The 15,463-nt window shown below is 70.3% G+C and carries 14 protein-coding genes; 9 read left to right on the forward strand and 5 right to left on the reverse strand.

Features of this window, described 5'->3' with window-relative positions:
* Positions 1–7 precede the first annotated feature (7 nt).
* The 3 genes from AUL35_RS10230 to AUL35_RS10240 are packed head-to-tail and all read left to right on the forward strand — an operon-like array spanning position 8 to position 3,739.
* Positions 8–1,009, forward strand: coding sequence for a 4-hydroxyproline epimerase (locus tag AUL35_RS10230; RefSeq protein ID WP_062014538.1), 1,002 nt, complete (start codon positions 8–10; stop codon positions 1,007–1,009).
* Between the two features lie 4 nt (positions 1,010–1,013).
* A complete protein-coding gene (locus tag AUL35_RS10235) occupies positions 1,014–2,696 on the forward strand; it encodes an aconitase X (protein WP_062014539.1) in 1,683 nt (560 codons plus the stop codon).
* A 14-nt stretch (positions 2,697–2,710) separates the two neighbouring features.
* A complete protein-coding gene (locus AUL35_RS10240) occupies positions 2,711–3,739 on the forward strand; it encodes a proline racemase family protein (RefSeq protein WP_062014540.1) in 1,029 nt (342 codons plus the stop codon).
* 16 nt (positions 3,740–3,755) lie between these two features.
* Here AUL35_RS10240 and AUL35_RS10245 read toward each other — a convergent pair whose 3' ends face one another.
* The gene (locus tag AUL35_RS10245; protein WP_062014541.1) at positions 3,756–4,187 is read right to left on the reverse strand and encodes an Lrp/AsnC family transcriptional regulator; all 432 of its coding nucleotides are present in this window, start codon (positions 4,185–4,187) and stop codon (positions 3,756–3,758) included.
* A gap of 131 nt (positions 4,188–4,318) precedes the next feature.
* Here AUL35_RS10245 and AUL35_RS10250 point away from each other — a divergent pair, with 131 nt between their 5' ends.
* The gene (locus AUL35_RS10250; RefSeq protein ID WP_062014542.1) at positions 4,319–5,422 is read left to right on the forward strand and encodes a saccharopine dehydrogenase family protein; all 1,104 of its coding nucleotides are present in this window, start codon (positions 4,319–4,321) and stop codon (positions 5,420–5,422) included.
* Positions 5,423–5,544: 122 nt separating this feature from the next.
* Positions 5,545–6,951: an L-serine ammonia-lyase gene (locus AUL35_RS10255; protein WP_062014543.1), complete on the forward strand. Its 1,407-nt coding sequence runs from the start codon at positions 5,545–5,547 to the stop codon at positions 6,949–6,951.
* On the opposite strand, the gene AUL35_RS10260 is transcribed toward AUL35_RS10255, so the two are convergent.
* Positions 6,932–7,405 carry an NUDIX hydrolase gene (locus AUL35_RS10260; protein WP_062014544.1) on the reverse strand — a complete coding sequence of 158 codons (474 nt, stop codon included), beginning with the start codon at positions 7,403–7,405 and terminating at the stop codon, positions 6,932–6,934. The genes AUL35_RS10255 and AUL35_RS10260 overlap by 20 nt on opposite strands.
* Position 7,406: 1 nt before the next feature.
* Positions 7,407–8,444: a LacI family DNA-binding transcriptional regulator gene (locus tag AUL35_RS10265; RefSeq protein ID WP_062014600.1), complete on the reverse strand. Its 1,038-nt coding sequence runs from the start codon at positions 8,442–8,444 to the stop codon at positions 7,407–7,409.
* 139 nt (positions 8,445–8,583) lie between these two features.
* Between AUL35_RS10265 and AUL35_RS10270 the strand changes: the two genes are divergently transcribed.
* From AUL35_RS10270 to AUL35_RS10285, 4 genes are all read left to right on the forward strand, one after another.
* The gene (locus AUL35_RS10270; RefSeq protein WP_062014601.1) at positions 8,584–9,609 is read left to right on the forward strand and encodes an ABC transporter substrate-binding protein; all 1,026 of its coding nucleotides are present in this window, start codon (positions 8,584–8,586) and stop codon (positions 9,607–9,609) included.
* Between the two features lie 61 nt (positions 9,610–9,670).
* Entirely contained in the window at positions 9,671–11,905 is a 2,235-nt protein-coding gene (locus tag AUL35_RS10275; RefSeq protein WP_062014545.1) for an iron ABC transporter permease, read from the forward strand.
* Positions 11,902–12,972 (forward strand): ABC transporter ATP-binding protein, encoded by a 1,071-nt coding sequence (locus AUL35_RS10280; RefSeq protein WP_062014546.1) that lies wholly within the window; start codon positions 11,902–11,904, stop codon positions 12,970–12,972. The genes AUL35_RS10275 and AUL35_RS10280 overlap by 4 nt, the downstream gene beginning before the upstream one ends.
* Before the next feature lie 9 nt (positions 12,973–12,981).
* The gene (locus AUL35_RS10285; RefSeq protein ID WP_062014547.1) at positions 12,982–13,788 is read left to right on the forward strand and encodes an inositol monophosphatase; all 807 of its coding nucleotides are present in this window, start codon (positions 12,982–12,984) and stop codon (positions 13,786–13,788) included.
* A gap of 45 nt (positions 13,789–13,833) precedes the next feature.
* Here the strand turns inward: AUL35_RS10285 and AUL35_RS10290 are convergent, their stop codons facing one another.
* Positions 13,834–14,421 carry a DJ-1/PfpI family protein gene (locus AUL35_RS10290; RefSeq protein WP_062014548.1) on the reverse strand — a complete coding sequence of 196 codons (588 nt, stop codon included), beginning with the start codon at positions 14,419–14,421 and terminating at the stop codon, positions 13,834–13,836.
* 72 nt (positions 14,422–14,493) lie between these two features.
* A complete protein-coding gene (locus tag AUL35_RS10295; RefSeq protein ID WP_062014549.1) occupies positions 14,494–15,441 on the reverse strand; it encodes a substrate-binding domain-containing protein in 948 nt (315 codons plus the stop codon).
* Positions 15,442–15,463: the final 22 nt, after the last annotated feature.

Raw genomic sequence — 15,463 nt, forward strand, 5'->3', positions numbered from 1 at the left:
GACACCGATGGCCAACCATACCTTCTCCTGCCTCGACGGCCACACCTGCGGAAATCCCGTGCGCCTCGTGTCGGGCGGCGGCCCGCTGCTGCAGGGCTCCACCATGCTGGAGCGGCGCGCCCACTTCCTTGCCGAGTTCGACTGGATCCGCACCGGCCTGATGTTCGAGCCGCGCGGCCACGACATGATGTCGGGCTCGATCCTCTACCCCCCGACGCGCCCCGACTGCGACGTCGGCGTCCTGTTCATTGAGACGAGCGGCTGCCTGCCCATGTGCGGCCACGGCACGATCGGCACCGTCACCATGGCGGTGGAGAACGGCCTCGTGCGCCCGCGCGAACCGGGCCGCCTCGCGCTCGACACGCCGGCCGGCCGGGTCGACGTCTCCTTCCGCCAGGAGGGCCGCTTCGTGGAGGAGGTGCGCCTCACCAACGTGCCGGGCTTCCTCCACTCCGAAGGTTTGACGGCCGAGGTCGAGGGCCTCGGCGAGATCGTGGTGGACGTCGCCTATGGCGGCAACTTCTACGCCATCGTCGAACCGCAGCGGAACTTCCGCGACATCGCCGACCACACGGCGGGCGAGCTCGTCGGCTGGTCGCCGAAGCTGCGCGCGGCGCTGAACGAAAAGTACGAGTTCGTCCATCCCGAGCACCCCGAGATCCGGGGCCTCAGCCACATCCTCTGGACGGGCGCTCCGCGCGACGCGCAGGCCCACGCCCGCAACGCCGTGTTCTACGGCGAGAAGGCGATCGACCGCTCGCCTTGCGGTACCGGCACCTCGGCGCGCATGGCGCAGCTGGCCGCCAAGGGCAAGCTCGCCGTCGGCGACGACTTCGTTCACGAGAGCATCATCGGCTCGCTCTTCCGCGGGCGCGTCGAGCGCGAGGCACGCGTCGGCAACAAATCCGCCATCGTGCCCTCGATCGCGGGATGGGCGCGCCAGACCGGCATCAACACCCTCTTCATCGACGACCGCGATCCCTTCGCCCACGGCTTCGTGGTGCGCTGACGCCGTGCCGGGCGCGGCCCTCTCCGTCCTGCCCGGCCGAGCGGCGGGACGGGTGCTCCACCTCACCGAACCCTTGAGCTTCTGGGGCGGCGTCGATCCGGCGAGCGGCCGGATCATCGACGTCCACCATCCCCAGCACGGCGCCTCGCTGGCGGGGGCGGTGGTCGCGGTCTCCTCGACGCGCGGCTCCTGCACGGGCTCGGGCGTCGTGCTGGAACTCGCGCTCGCGGGCTTCGCGCCGGCCGCCCTCGCCTTCGCGGAACCCGAAGACGTCGCGACGCTCGGCGCGCTGGTGGCCGCCGAGATGTTCGAGCGGTCGATCCCGGTAGTGCGCCTCGACGCCGACGCCTTCCGGGCGCTGGCAGAGGCGCGCGAGGCGCGGATCGGGTCGGAGGCGATCGAGACGGATGCGGGGTCCATCCCCGTCCGTCCGCTGCCCGAAGGCGCGCTCGCGCTCTCGAACAGCGACCGCCTGCTTCTCGACGGCGCGCAAGGCCCGGCGGCGGCGCTTGCCATGCGCATCCTCTGTGCGATCGCCCGCCAACAGGGCGCGGCCTCGCTCACCGACGTGACGCGCGTCCATATCGACGGCTGCATCTATGCCAGCCCCGCCAACCTCGTCTTCGCCGAGGCGATGGAGGGGCTCGGCGCGCGGGTGCGCGTTCCCGCCACCATGAACGCGATCTCGGTGGACCACGCGAACTGGCGCGCGCAGGGCGTGCCCGAAAGCTTCGGCGCACCGGCCGCGCGCCTCGCCGACAGCTATGTCGCGATGGGCTGCCGGCCGACCTTCACCTGCGCGCCCTATCTCCTCGACGGCGCGCCGGCGCGCGACGAGGCGATCGGCTGGTCGGAATCCAACGCCGTGATCTTCGCCAACAGCGTGCTCGGGGCGCGCACCGCCAAGCATCCCGACTTCCTCGACCTGTGCATCGCGATCACCGGACGCGCGCCCCTGTCGGGCCCCTATCTCGATGCCGAGCGCATGGCCCGCCGGATCGTCGAGTTCAGCTGTCCACCGGGGGCCGGCGACAGCTTCTGGCCGCTCGCGGGCTATCTGGCGGGCCTCGCCTCGCCGGACTGCATCCCGCTCCTGCGCGGCCTCGCGGCGGCCGAGCCCGGCCGCGACGACCTCAAGGCGCTGTGCGCGGCCTTCGGCACGACCTCGGCCGCCCCGATGCTGCATGTCGAGGGCGTGACGCCGGAAGCGGACCGGCTCGACCCGCAGGCCGATACCGTCCGGATCGGGCATGACGAGCTGCGAACCGGGTGGCAAAGGCTCAACAACGGCCCGGAGGCGGTGGACCTCGTCGCCATCGGCAGCCCGCACGCCTCGCTGGAGGAATGCCGCGCTCTGGCCGAGAGGCTGGCGGGGCGACCGCTTCACCCCGGCGTCCACGCGATCGTCACCGCCGGGCGCCAGGTTCTGGCGGAAGCGACGCGCGAGGGGCTGATCGCCCGGCTGTCGCGATCCGGCGTCCAGGTGATCGGCGACCTGTGCTGGTGCTCGATCTCGCGCCCCGTGTTTCCACCCGACGCGCGCGTCGTCCTGACGAACTCGGGCAAGTACGCCCATTACGGTCCGGGCCTGTCGGGCTGCGCCGTTCGCCTCGGCACGCTCGACGACTGCGTCGAGGCGATCGTGAGCGGGCGTGCGCCCGCCCGCCTGCCGTCCTGGCTCGGCTGAAAGGGTCTTCGACCATGCGCTCCACCAAGACCATTCACGTGATCTCCGCCCATGCGGAAGGCGAGGTCGGCGACGTGATCGTGGGGGGCGTCGCGCCCCCGCCGGGCGACACGCTCTGGGCCCAGAGCCGTTGGATCGCCAAGGACGACACGCTGCGCCGCTTCGTGCTGAACGAGCCGCGCGGCGGCATCTTCCGGCACGTGAACCTCCTCGTCCCGCCCAAGCACCCGGAGGCCGACGCCGCCTTCATCATCATGGAGCCCGAGGACACCCCGCCCATGTCGGGGTCGAACTCGATCTGCGTGGCGACGGTGCTGCTCGACGGTGGCATCGTGCCGATGCGCGAGCCCGTCACGGAGATGCTGCTGGAGGCGCCGGGCGGGCTCGTGCGCGTGCGCGCCGAGTGCCGGCACGGCAAGGCCGAGCGCATCTTCGTCGAAAACCTGCCGAGCTTCGCCGACAAGCTGGGCGCCACGCTGGACGTCGAGGGGCTCGGCACGCTCACGGTCGACACGGCCTATGGCGGCGACAGCTTCGTGATCGTGGATGCGCAGGCGCTCGGCTTCCGGCTGGTGCCGGATGAGGCGCACGACATCGCGCGGCTCGGCGTGCGCATCACGCGCGCGGCCGACGAGGCGCTGGGCTTCCGTCATCCCGAGAACCCGGACTGGCGGCATTTCTCGTTCTGCCTCTTCGCAGGGCCGGTGGAGCGGACCGAGGAGGGCCTGCGCGCGGGCGCCGCGGTCGCGATCCGGCCCGGCAAGGTGGATCGCTCCCCGACCGGCACCGCGCTTTCGGCCCGCATGGCGGTGCTCCACGCGCGCGGCCAGATGGGTCTGGACGATCGCCTCACCGCCGTCTCGCTGATCGGCTCGACCTTCACCGGCCGCATCCTCGGCACCACCAGCGTCGGCGACCGGCCGGCGGTGCGCCCCGAGATCTCCGGCCGCGCCTGGGTGACCGGCATCCACCAGCACATGCTGGACCCCTCCGATCCCTGGCCGGAAGGCTACCGCCTGTCCGACACCTGGGGCGCGCGCTGAGACGAGCGCGGCCGCTCTAGCGCCGGAGCCGGGTCGAGAGGATGATCGAGGACTGGGTGCGCTCGACGCCCCCGATCCGCCCGATCTCGTCGATATGCGCGTCGAGCTCCGCGATCGAGGGGGCCGCGACGATGGCGATGAGATCGAAGGCACCGCTCACTGAGTGAAGCTCGGTGACGGCACCGACCTGCGCGATCGACGCCACGACCTCGCTGAGCGACTTGGGCGCGATGGTGACGAGGACATGCGCGCGCACGAGCCCCGACGCGTAGGCGTCGGACAGCCGAACGCCGTAGCCCGCGATGACGCCGAGGCGCTCCAGCCGCTCCAGCCGGGCCTGCGCGGTGGTGCGCGAGATCGACAGGCGCCTGGCGAGCGTGGCGACGGGCATGCGCGCGTTCTCGGCCAGAAGCGCCAAGAGTTCCCTGTCCTTGGCCGTCAGCTCCACGCTTCTCGCCTCCTTGCCCAGATGTGTCGTCGTTTCGCATGAAAGCGGGCGCGGAACAGGTCGCAACGACGCTGGGATCCGCCCTCTCCGCCTTTATGCTGCCTTTATACGACGCAGCGCGGGAGGTGGATATGAAGGACGTCATGGTGATCGGGGCCGGCAAGATCGGCGGCGCCATCGCGCTCATGCTGGCCGACAGCGGCGACTACCGCGTCTGCGTCGCCGACCGCAGCGCGGAGCAGCTCGCCAAGCTCGACGCCCATCCCGCCGTCCATTCCCTCGCGCTCGACATCGCGGATCATGCCGCGCTGGTGGCGGCGCTTCGGGGACGCTTCGCGGTTCTGTCCGCCGCGCCCTTCCACCTGACCGGCCGCATCGCGCAGGCCGCGCGCGAGGCGGGCGTCCACTACCTCGACCTGACGGAGGACGTCGCGACCACGCGCAAGGTCGAGGCGCTCGCCGAGGGCGCGGGGAGCGCCTTCATCCCGCAATGCGGCCTCGCGCCCGGCTTCATCTCGATCGTCGCCAACGATCTCGCCAAGCGCTTCGAGAAACTGGACTCGGTGCGCATGCGCGTCGGCGCCCTGCCGCAATATCCCTCGAACGCGCTGAACTACAACCTGACCTGGAGCACGGACGGGCTGATCAACGAGTATATCGAGCCCTGCGAGGCGGTGGTCGAGGGACGGCTCGTCACGGTTCCCGCGCTCGAGGAGCGCGAGGAGTTCTCGCTCGACGGCGTCACCTACGAGGCCTTCAACACCTCGGGCGGGCTCGGCACCCTGGCCAAGTCGCTCGAGGGGCGGGTGCGCACCATGAACTACCGGACGATCCGCTACCCCGGCCACCAGCGGATCATCAAGGCCCTCCTGGAGGACCTCAACCTGCGCAACCGGCGCGACGTGCTGAAGGACCTGTTCGAGCATGCCCTGCCGGCCACGATGCAGGACGTGGTGGTGATCTTCGTCACCGTCTGCGGCTGGCGCGAGGGGCGATACGAGCAGGAGACCTATGCCAACAAGGTCTATGCGGGCATGGTCGGGGGGCGGCGCATGAGCGCCATCCAGATCACCACGGCGAGCGGCATCGCGACCGTGCTCGACCTTCTCGCCGAAGGGAGGCTCCCGGCGCGCGGCTTCGTGCGGCAGGAGGAGATCGCGCTCGCCGACGTCCTCGCCAACCGCTTCGGCCGCGCCTACGACCCGGATGCGGCGCGGATGCGCAAGGCCGGCTGAGGGCGGCCGGCGCCCTGTTCCGGGTGTTCACGAGGGCTCGAAGGTCCTTGCCACCCCGCCCCCGCGAAGGCTAGCTCGGGCCCGGTGAGCCCGCCACGGCGGTGCCGAGCGAGGCTGGCAGCATGTTTCTCAGCGTCTTCGATCTCTACAAGATCGGCATCGGTCCCTCGTCCTCGCACACGATGGGACCGATGACGGCGGCCGCGCGCTTCCTCGCCGAGATCCGGGACGGCGACTGGCCGAGGCCGCGCGGCGCCGTTGTCGATGCGCTGCGCGTCACGCTGCACGGCTCGCTCGCCTTCACCGGCGTCGGCCATGCCAGCGACCGGGCCGTGATCCTCGGCCTGTCGGGCTTCACGCCGGACGAGGTCGATCCCGACCGGGTGGACGAGTTGGTGGCCGGCGTCGAGGCCTGCGGCGAGGTGCGCCCCGCCAGCCATCCGGCCTACCGCTTCCGGCCAGACCGCGACCTCGTTCTCGATCGAGGCCGCCCGCTGCCGGGCCACAGCAACGGGCTGACCTTCGAGGCGCTGGACCGCGAGGGCGCGATGCTCCTGCGCCGCGTCTACTATTCGATCGGCGGCGGCTTCGTGGTGAGCGAGGAGGAACTGCAGCGCGGCAACAACGGCCCCGCCGCCTCGGGTCCCGCCGAAGCGGTCGTCCCCCACCCCTTCCGCACCGCCGCCGAGGCGCTCGCCATGGCCAGGGCGACCGGCCTGTCGATCGCGGGACTTCAGCGCGAGAACGAGCTTGCCCGCCTGCCGGCGCGCGAGCTCGACCGGCGGCTCGACGCCATCACCGAGGCGATGGAGGCGTGCGTCGGGCGAGGCATCCGGCAGGAGGGCATGCTTCCCGGCGGGCTCGGCGTCAGGCGCCGCGCCAAGAGCATCCACGACCGGCTCCAGGCGGACGCGGCGCGCAACGTGTTCCAGCCGCTCCTGGCGAACGACTGGCTGAGCGTCTTCGCGATGGCGGTGAACGAGGAGAACGCCTGCGGCGGCCGCGTCGTGACCGCGCCCACCAACGGCGCGGCGGGGGTGGTTCCGGCGGTCCTGGCCTACCTCAGGCGCTTCCACCCGGAGGCCGGCCGGCCGGAGACGCGCCTCTTCCTTCTGACCTCGGCCGCGATCGGCGGCATCATCAAGCGCAACGCCTCGATCTCGGGTGCCGAGGTCGGCTGCCAAGGCAAGGTCGGCTCGGCCTCGGCCATGGCGGCAGCGGGCCTTGCGGCGGTCATGGGCGGCACGCCCGAACAGGTGGAGAACGCCGCCGAGATCGCGCTGGAGCATCACCTCGGCATGACCTGCGATCCCGTCGGCGGCCTCGTGCAGATCCCCTGCATCGAGCGCAACGCCTTTGGCGCGGTGAAGGCGGTGACGGCGGCCTCGCTTGCGATGAAGGGCGAGGGCCTCCACGTCGTGCCGCTCGACGCCTGCATCGAGACCATGCGCCAGACGGGGCGCGACATGGACCACCGCTACAAGGAAACGAGCCTCGGCGGCCTCGCGGTCAACCTTCCGGAGTGCTGACGGGCGCCCAGAGGTTCGCCGCCGCCTCGCCCGCATCCAGCCGCCGGAAGAGGTCCGCCAGCTCCGGCTCCGAGACCGTCTCGGCGGCCGAGGCGACGTCGAACCAGCGGCGGGAGCGTTGCTTCATCTCCTTCCAGCGCGTCTGCTCGCGCTCGACGAGAAGAAGGTAGACCTCGACCTCGGTCAGGTGCGAGGCTTTCGCGGTGCGTCGCCAGTAGCTGTAGGTGTCGATCGGGCGCGGCAGCGTGCGCCCGCGAACGCCCGCCTCCTCGCGCGCCTCGATCGCCGCGGCGCGGTGGTTCTTGCGCCCCTTCATCGGCCACCCCTTCGGCACGATCCAGCGCCGCGTCTCGCGCGAGGTGACGAGAAGGATCTCCACGGCGCCCGACGCTCCAACGCGCACCGGCACGGCCGCGACCTGGCCTGCTGTCCGGATGCTGGGACGCTTGGGCATGTCAGGCCGCCCGTTCCGTCGCGCGCGCGACGGTGGAGCGCCAGACGAGCGACGCCTCGAAGACGCGGTCGCGCGTGCCCTCCTCCACGCCGTCGGCGACGAGGCGAACCGTCCAGTCCGTGATCGCGGCGACGGGCTGGGCAAAGGTCGTCAGATCGTAGGACGCCCAGCCCGCCTGCTCGATGTCGTCGAAGCCGATCACGCCGACCTCTTCGGGCACCCGGCGGCCGAAGCGGTGGCGCGCCGCGTCGAGGACGCCGCAGGCCAGGAGGTCGGTCACGGCGAAGACGGCGTCGGGCGGCGCGTCCGAGGCCAGAAGCTCGGTTCCGCCCTGCAGGCCGCTCTCGTAGGCGGTCGCCCCGCCCTCCCAGACCCGGACCTCGACGCCCTGTTCCCGCGCGGCCTCGAGGAAATGCCGGCGGCGCGCCGAAAGGCTCGGCGTTCCGATGGCGGAGGTCACGAGGGCGAGCCGCCGGTAGCCGGCGCGCAGGAGGAGCGTCGCCGCCATGCGGGCGGCGCGCGCGTTGTCGACCGAGAGGTTCACCGTGCCCAGCAGATGATCGTCGCGGTTCAGGAGCACGAGGCGCTGACCGCTGTCGAGGCAGCTCTGCGCGATCCGGCGGTAGGGCGTGCCCGACAGGACCACGGTCGCGTCGGCCCGGTAGTTCAGCGTCTGGCGCAGCGCCCCGTCCACGTTGCGCGACGAGCGGCCGGCATTCAACACCATGACGACCTTGCCCGCCTCCTGCAGCGCGCGCGACAGGCTGTCGAGAAGGCGCGACAGGTAGGGCGTGTGGATGTCGGCCACGATCAGGCAGACGATCCCGGACTGGTGTCGCATGAGCCCACGCGCCAGATGGTTGACGTGGTAGCCGAGTTCGGCGGCTGCGGCCTCCACCTTGGCCCGCGTGTCCTCGGAGATGCTGGCGCCCGGCGTGAAGGCGCGCGACACGGCCGACCGCGACACGCCGGCCAGCCGCGCCACCTCCTGCGCGCTCGCGAAGGCGGTGGGCCGGCTCGGTTTGGGCTTCGTCGTCAAGATCGTTCTGTCGCGCTGCAAGGCCGTGCAAATTCCTGTCCCCGACAAGATGGCAGCGAGCGCGGCGGTTGACAATCGGTAGCGGACACGCGAGCTTGCACACGAGTGCAAACTAATAACGATGCTGGGAGGCTCGACGATGCGCACCACTATCCTCGCCACGATGCTCGCGATCGGCGCGGCCACCGCCGCCCTGCCCGCCCAGGCGGCCGGATCGCTGAACCTCGTCTGCGCCGCCGACGTGAAGTGGTGCGAGCTGATGGAGCGGCTCTTCGAGAAGGACCACGACATCGACGTCAACATGGTGCGCATGAGCTCGGGCGAGGCCTATGCCCGCCTTCGGGCCGAGGCGCGCAACCCCAAGACCGATCTCTGGTGGGCGGGCACGGGCGACCCGCACCTGCAGGCGGCCGACGACAAGCTGACGCTGGAATACAAGTCGCCGATCTTCGACCAGCTTCAACCCTGGGCCCAGAAGCAGGCCGAGGTCTCGGGCTACCGGACGGTGGGCGTTTATTCCGGCGCGCTCGGCTGGGGCTACAACACCGACATCCTCGCCAAGAAGAACATCGAGGCGCCGGCCTGCTGGCGCGACCTGACCGACGCCAAGTACAAGGGCGAGATCCAGATCGCCAACCCAAACTCCTCGGGCACCGCCTACACGGCGCTGGCGACGCTCGTGCAGCTGATGGGCGAGGACGAGGCCTTCAGCTACCAGAAGGCGCTGAACGCCAACGTCACGCAATACACCAAGTCGGGCTCGGCGCCGGTGAAGGCCGCGGCGCGCGGCGAGACCGGCATCGGCATCGTCTTCATGCACGACGCGGTCGCCATGACCAAGCAGGGCTTCCCCGTGAAGACCGTCGCCCCTTGCGAGGGCACGGGATTCGAGGTCGGCTCCATGTCGATCGTCAAGGGCGCCAAGAACCTCGAGAACGCCAAGATCTTCTACGACTGGGCGCTGACCGCCGAGGTGCAGTCGCACGCGGCCGAGGCGGACTCCTTCCAGCTGCCCTCCAACAAGGGCGCCACCGTGCCGCCCGAGGCCCCCAAGCTCGGCGACATCAAGCTGATCGACTACGACTTCGCGAAATACGGCAATGCCGATACCCGCAAGGCGCTCCTGGAGCGCTGGGATCGCGAGATCGGCGCCTCCGCCAACTGATCCGACGACCGGGGCGCCCGAGCCGGGCGCCCTTCTCCGCCGCATCGACGAGGCCCAGCCGATGGATTCGCGTGTTCGCCGGCTCGACGGCGCCCTTCTTCTCGCCCTTGCCGCCTTCCTCGTCCTGCCCTGGTACGGGCTGGAGGGCGGGGTGTGGAGCCTCGGCTGGCTTTCGGACTGGCCGTTCGGTTCCGAGGCGGCGCCCGGCCTTGCCCAGATCGGTTTGCGGCGGGCCTTCTGGCTCGTGCCGCTCGCGCTTGCGCTCGCCGCCGTCGTCGCGCTGCGCTTCGCCCGGCCGGGCGAGCGGCGCGGCGCGTGGCTCGCCCTTGCCGGAGCCGCCGGCCTCCTGTTCCTCGTCGTGGAAGGTCTGGCGGTCGGCTACGGCGGCTGGAACTGGAGCGGATGGGAGACGCTGTTCGGGCCGCTCGACGACGGCCAGCCGCCCTTCGGCGCGGGTGCCTTCGCGCTCGCCCTCGCCTTTCTCCTGATCCTGTCCTTCGGCCTTGCCGAGCGCGGACGCCTGCGCGGCGACGCCTTCGTCCTGTCGGCCATCGCGCTGGTCGTGGCCCTCGTCGCCGCCTTCGTGCTCTACCCGCTCGCCAGCCTGTTCGCGGGCGCCTTCCAGGCGCTCGACGGCTCGTTCGACGCGTCGAGCTTCGTGTCCAACATCCGCGACCCCTCGATCTGGTCGCTCGCCTGCCTCGCGGGCTCGGGCGCCTGCGGCCTTGCCTGGCGCACGGTGACGCTGGCCCTGGCCACCGGCCTCGGCACGACCGTTCTCGGCCTCGCCTTCGCGCTGGTCGCCACGCGCACGCGCTTTCCGTTCAAGAAGCTGCTGCGCCTTCTCACCATTTTGCCGATCATCACGCCGCCCTTCGTGATCGGCCTCGCCCTGATCCTCCTGTTCGGACGCTCGGGCGTCGTCACGCAAGGGGTCCTCACGCTGACGGGCCTCGACGGCGGGCGCTGGCTCTACGGCCTGCCCGGCATCTGGATCGCCCAGATGCTGAGCTTCACCCCGATCGCCTTCATGGTGCTGATCGGGGTGATGGAGGGCATCAGCCCCTCCATGGAGGAGGCGGCGCAGACCATGCGCGCCGACCGCTGGCGCACCTTCTGGACCGTGACCTTTCCCCTGATGCGCCCGGGCCTCGCGAACGCCTTCCTGGTCGGCTTCATCGAGAGCATGGCCGACTTCGGCAACCCGCTCGTGCTCGGCGGCAGCCACGGCGTTCTTTCCACCGAAATCTACTTCGCCGTGGTGGGCGCGCAGAACGATCCGGCCCGGGCGGCGGTGCTGGCGCTCGTGCTTCTCGCCTTCACGCTCTCCGCCTTCCTCCTGCAGCGGCTCTGGCTGCGCGGGCGCAGCTACACCACCGTGACGGGCAAGGGCGATTCCGGCCGTCACGCTTCGCTGGACCCGCGGCTGCGCGCCGCGGTCGTCGCGGTGGTGTCGCTCTGGGTGTTCTTCACGCTCGTCGTCTACGCGATGATCGTCGTGGGAAGCTTCGTCCGGACGCTCGGGCTCGACAACACGCTGACGCTCGACCACTACGCCAAGGCCTTCTCGGTCTCGGCGGGGGAGACGGGCCTGCGCTGGACGGGCGTTGCCTGGAACTCCTTCTGGACCACGCTGGAGATCGCGCTTCTCGCCGCGCCCCTCACCGCGATCGTCGGCCTCCTGTCGGCCTACCTTCTCGTGCGCCAGCGCTTCGCGGGGCGGGAGCTCCTGGAATTCATGCTGATGCTGTCCTTCGCCATTCCCGGCACGGTGATCGGCGTGTCCTACGTCCTCGCGTTCAACCTGCCGCCGATCGAGATGACGGGCACCGCGCTGATCCTCGTGGTCTGCTTCGTGTTCCGCAACATGCCGGTGGGCGTGCGCGGGGGCATCGCGGCCATGACGCAGCTCGACCGCAGCCTCGACGAGGCCTCGCTGACGCTCGGCGCCAACTCCTTCACGACGCTGCGCCGCGTGGTGCTCCCGCTCCTCAAGCCCGCCATCACGGCGGCGCTGGTCTATTCCTTCGTGCGCTCGATCACCTCGATCAGCGCCGTGATCTTCCTGGTCAGCGCCCAGTACAACATGGCGACCGCCTATATCGTCGGCCTCACCGAGAACGGCGAGTACGGCGTGGCGATCGCCTATTCCACCATGCTGATCGTCGTGATGATCGCGGTGATCGCCGTGTTCCAGCTTCTGGTCGGGCAAAGGACGCTCCGGCGCGAGGCGCGCGCCGCCGCCCCGGCCGCCGCCGCACCGCTCGCCACGCTTTCCAGGGAGACCCCGGCATGACCGGCCCATCCGCCCCCCTCAAAGGATCCGTTCGCTTCGAGGCGGTCGAGAAGCGCTTCGGATCCGTGGTCGCCATCCGCTCGCTCTCCTTCGGGATCGAGCCGGGAACGCTGGTGACGCTGCTCGGGCCGTCCGGCTGCGGCAAGACCACGACGCTGCGCATGCTGGCGGGCCTCGAACAGCCGACGGCGGGCCGCATCCTGATCGGGGGGCGCGACGTGACGAGCCTTCCGGCCAACGAGCGGGACGTCTCGATGGTGTTCCAGAGCTACGCGCTGTTTCCCCACATGACGATCGGCGAGAACGTCGCCTACGGCCTGCGCTCGGGCGGCATGGCCAAGCGCGAGGCATGGGAGCGCGCCCGCGAGGCGCTGATGCTGGTGGGTCTCGACGGCTTCGCGGAGCGCCTGCCGAGCGAGCTGTCGGGCGGGCAGCAGCAGCGCGTCGCCGTCGCGCGCGCGCTCGTCCTGGAGCCGCAGGTGCTGCTTCTCGACGAGCCGCTTTCCAACCTCGACGCGCGCCTGCGCCGCCACGTGCGCACCGAGATCCGCGAGCTGCAGCAGCGGCTCGGCTTCACGGCGGTCTACGTCACGCACGACCAGGAGGAGGCGCTGGCCGTGTCCGATCGCATCGTCGTCATGCGCGACGGCGAGATCGCCCAGTCCGGCTCGCCGCGCGAGCTCTACGAGGCGCCCGCCTCCGCCTTCATCGCCGACTTCATCGGCGAGGCGAACGTCGTGCCCTGCGAGGTGCTGCGCTCCGCCGACGGCGCCCTGCAGGCAAGGCTCGGCGATCTGCGGCACCCCTTGCATGCGCCGGCCGCGCGCGAGGGCGCGGCCCAGCTCGCCATCCGCCCCAACGCCATGACGCTCGGCGACCCGCTGCCGGGAACCTTGAGCGGGCGCGTGGCGAGCGCCGCCTATCTCGGCGACCATATCGAATACGAGGTCGAGACCGCGGTCGGCCGCCTCTTCATCGTCGACGCCGCGATCGAGCGCGTCCGCCCTGTCGCGAGCGACGTCGGCATCGGGCTCATCGAGCGCGGCGTCGCCCTGATCCCCGCCTGAAAGCACCCCATGCCCGATACGATCGATCTCGCCGCCGCCGTCGCCGACCGCCAGGCGCTGGCCGAAGCCATCGCCCGCGAGGGCGGCCGCATCGCCCTCGGCTACTTCCGCGACCGCTCGCGCCTCACGATCGACGAGAAGATGAACGGACAGGACGTCGTCTCGGTCGCCGACAAGGAGGTCGAGCGGCTGCTGCGCGAGCGCATCGCGGCTCGCTTCCCCCAGGACGGCATCCTCGGCGAGGAATACGGCCTCCAGGACGGCACGTCCGGCTTTCGCTGGGTGATGGACCCGATCGACGGAACGAGCCCCTTCGTCTTCGGCATTCCCGCCTGGTGCGTGTCGATCGCGGTGATGGAGGGCGAGCGGATCGTGGCGGGCGTCGTCTACGCGCCGACCACGGACGAGCTCTACTCGGCGCGGCGCGGCGCAGGGGCGACGCTGAACGGCCAGCCCATCCATGTGGCAGCGGACCGCACGCTCCAGAACGGCGTCCTCGGCCTCGGCGCCAACCACCGCGTGCCCAGCCATGTCGTGGCCGGCTTCGTGGGGCGGCTGCTGGACGAGGGCGGCATGTTCATCCGCAACGGATCGGGCGCCCTGATGCTGGCCTATGTCGCGGCGGGGCGGCTCGCCGCCTACTGGGAGCCGCACATGAACGCCTGGGACTGCTTCGCGGGCTTCCTGCTCGTCGAGGAAGCGGGCGGCTGGATCGTCGACCCCGCCACCTGGGCAGACCTGCCAGGCGGTGGTCTCGTTCTCGCCGGCTCGCCGGGCACCCGAGCCGACCTCCTGCGCCTCGTCGGCGTGGGCTGACGAGACCGGTCGCGGCGGTCCGGCCGCCGCGACGGCGCTCTCCCCTTAGCTGTGACGGATCTCGGTTCCCAGAACCTTCAGGCATTCGCGCATGAAGGCGGCGAGCGCCGTCCAGCCGCTGGCCGAGACCATGTTGCCGTCGACGATCGCCTCGGTCGGCCCGAGGTCCACGAACTCGCCGCCCGCCAGCGTCACCTCGGGCTCGCAATACTTCAGCGCCGAGACGCGCTTGCCGCGCACGACGCCGTCCACCGCGATCAGGACCTGAACGCCGTGGCAGATCGTGAAGATCGGCTTTCCCGCCTCATGGAAGTGCCGCACGATCGCCTGCACGCGCTTGTCGATCCGGATGTATTCCGGACCGCGCCCGCCCGCCGAATACACGGCGTCGTAGTTTTCCGGGCGCACCTCCGAAAAGGTCTTGTTCAGGACGTAGTCGTGTCCCGGCTTCTCGGTATAGGTCTGCAGGCGTTCGAAGTCGTGGAGCGAGGTCTTGATGATATCGCCCGCGTTCTTGTCGGGGCAGACCACGTGAACGGTGTGGCCCACCGCGTGCATAGCCTGCTCGAACACGAAGATCTCGTATTCCTCGCTGAACTCGCCGACGAGCATCAGGATTTTCTTGCCTGGCATGTCATGTCCTTCGGTTTGGAAAATAGGGGCGCGCGGACCCCTTGCCCTCGCGCCGATCGGCGTGGGCCGGGATCAGAAGGGCGAGTCGGGGAAGTAGTATTCCTTTGCGTTGTCCTTGGTGATCAGCGGCGCGTCGAGCTTGACGCTGCCGCGGATCGGGACCTGCCCGGTCAGGTTGGCGGCGGTCATGTAGATCGCCGTCTTGATCATGGAGGGGGGATACGGCGTCTCGATCGGCGTCATGGCGTCGCCCGCCATGACCTTCTCGATGACTTCCTTCATTCCGTTGCCGCCGAGCGCATACTTGATCTCCTTGCGCCCGGACTGCTGAAGCGCCTCGAGGACGCCGAGGAGCATGTCGTCGTCGTTCGCCCAGACCGCGTCGATCTTGGGATACTTGGCGAGATAGTCCTGCATGAGCTTGAAGGCGTCGTCGCTGTTCCAGTTGGCGTACTGGATGTCGAGGATCTTGATGTCGGATCCCTTCAGCCCGTCCTGGAAGCCCTTGATGCGCTCGTCGTCGATCACGGTCGGAATGCCGCGCAGGACCACGACGTCCCCCTTGCCGCCCAGCTTGTCCACCAGGAACTTCGCCGTGGTGCCGCCCACCGCGATGTTGTCGCCGGCGACATAGAGATCCTGGATCGTGGGATCGTTCAGGCCCCGGTCCACCACGGTGACGAAGACGCCGCTCTTCTTCACCGCCTGGACGGGCGTTGTCAGCTCCTCGGAACTATGGGGCAGGATCACGAGGGCGTCGGGCTTCGAGCCGGCGGTGAGGTCCTCGACCGCGCTGACCTGCGCGGTCGCCGAGGGCGAGGTCTTCACCACGACGTCGACGTTCGGATAGGCCGACCTGATCTCCTCGGCTGCCTTCTGCGCGTGGTAGACGACGCCCGCCGTCCAGCCGTGGTCGGCTGCGGGGATCGAGACCGCGATGGTCCTGCGCTCCTGGGCCAGCGACGATCCGGCTGCCAGCATCGTCCCGATGGCGATGGTCGCCATGAGTTTCGTCTTCATTGTTTCCTCCCTTGGACAAGCT

Origin of the sequence: Aureimonas sp. AU4 (assembly GCF_001463765.1) — a bacterium.
In the GTDB taxonomy this organism is placed as follows: domain Bacteria; phylum Pseudomonadota; class Alphaproteobacteria; order Rhizobiales; family Rhizobiaceae; genus Aureimonas.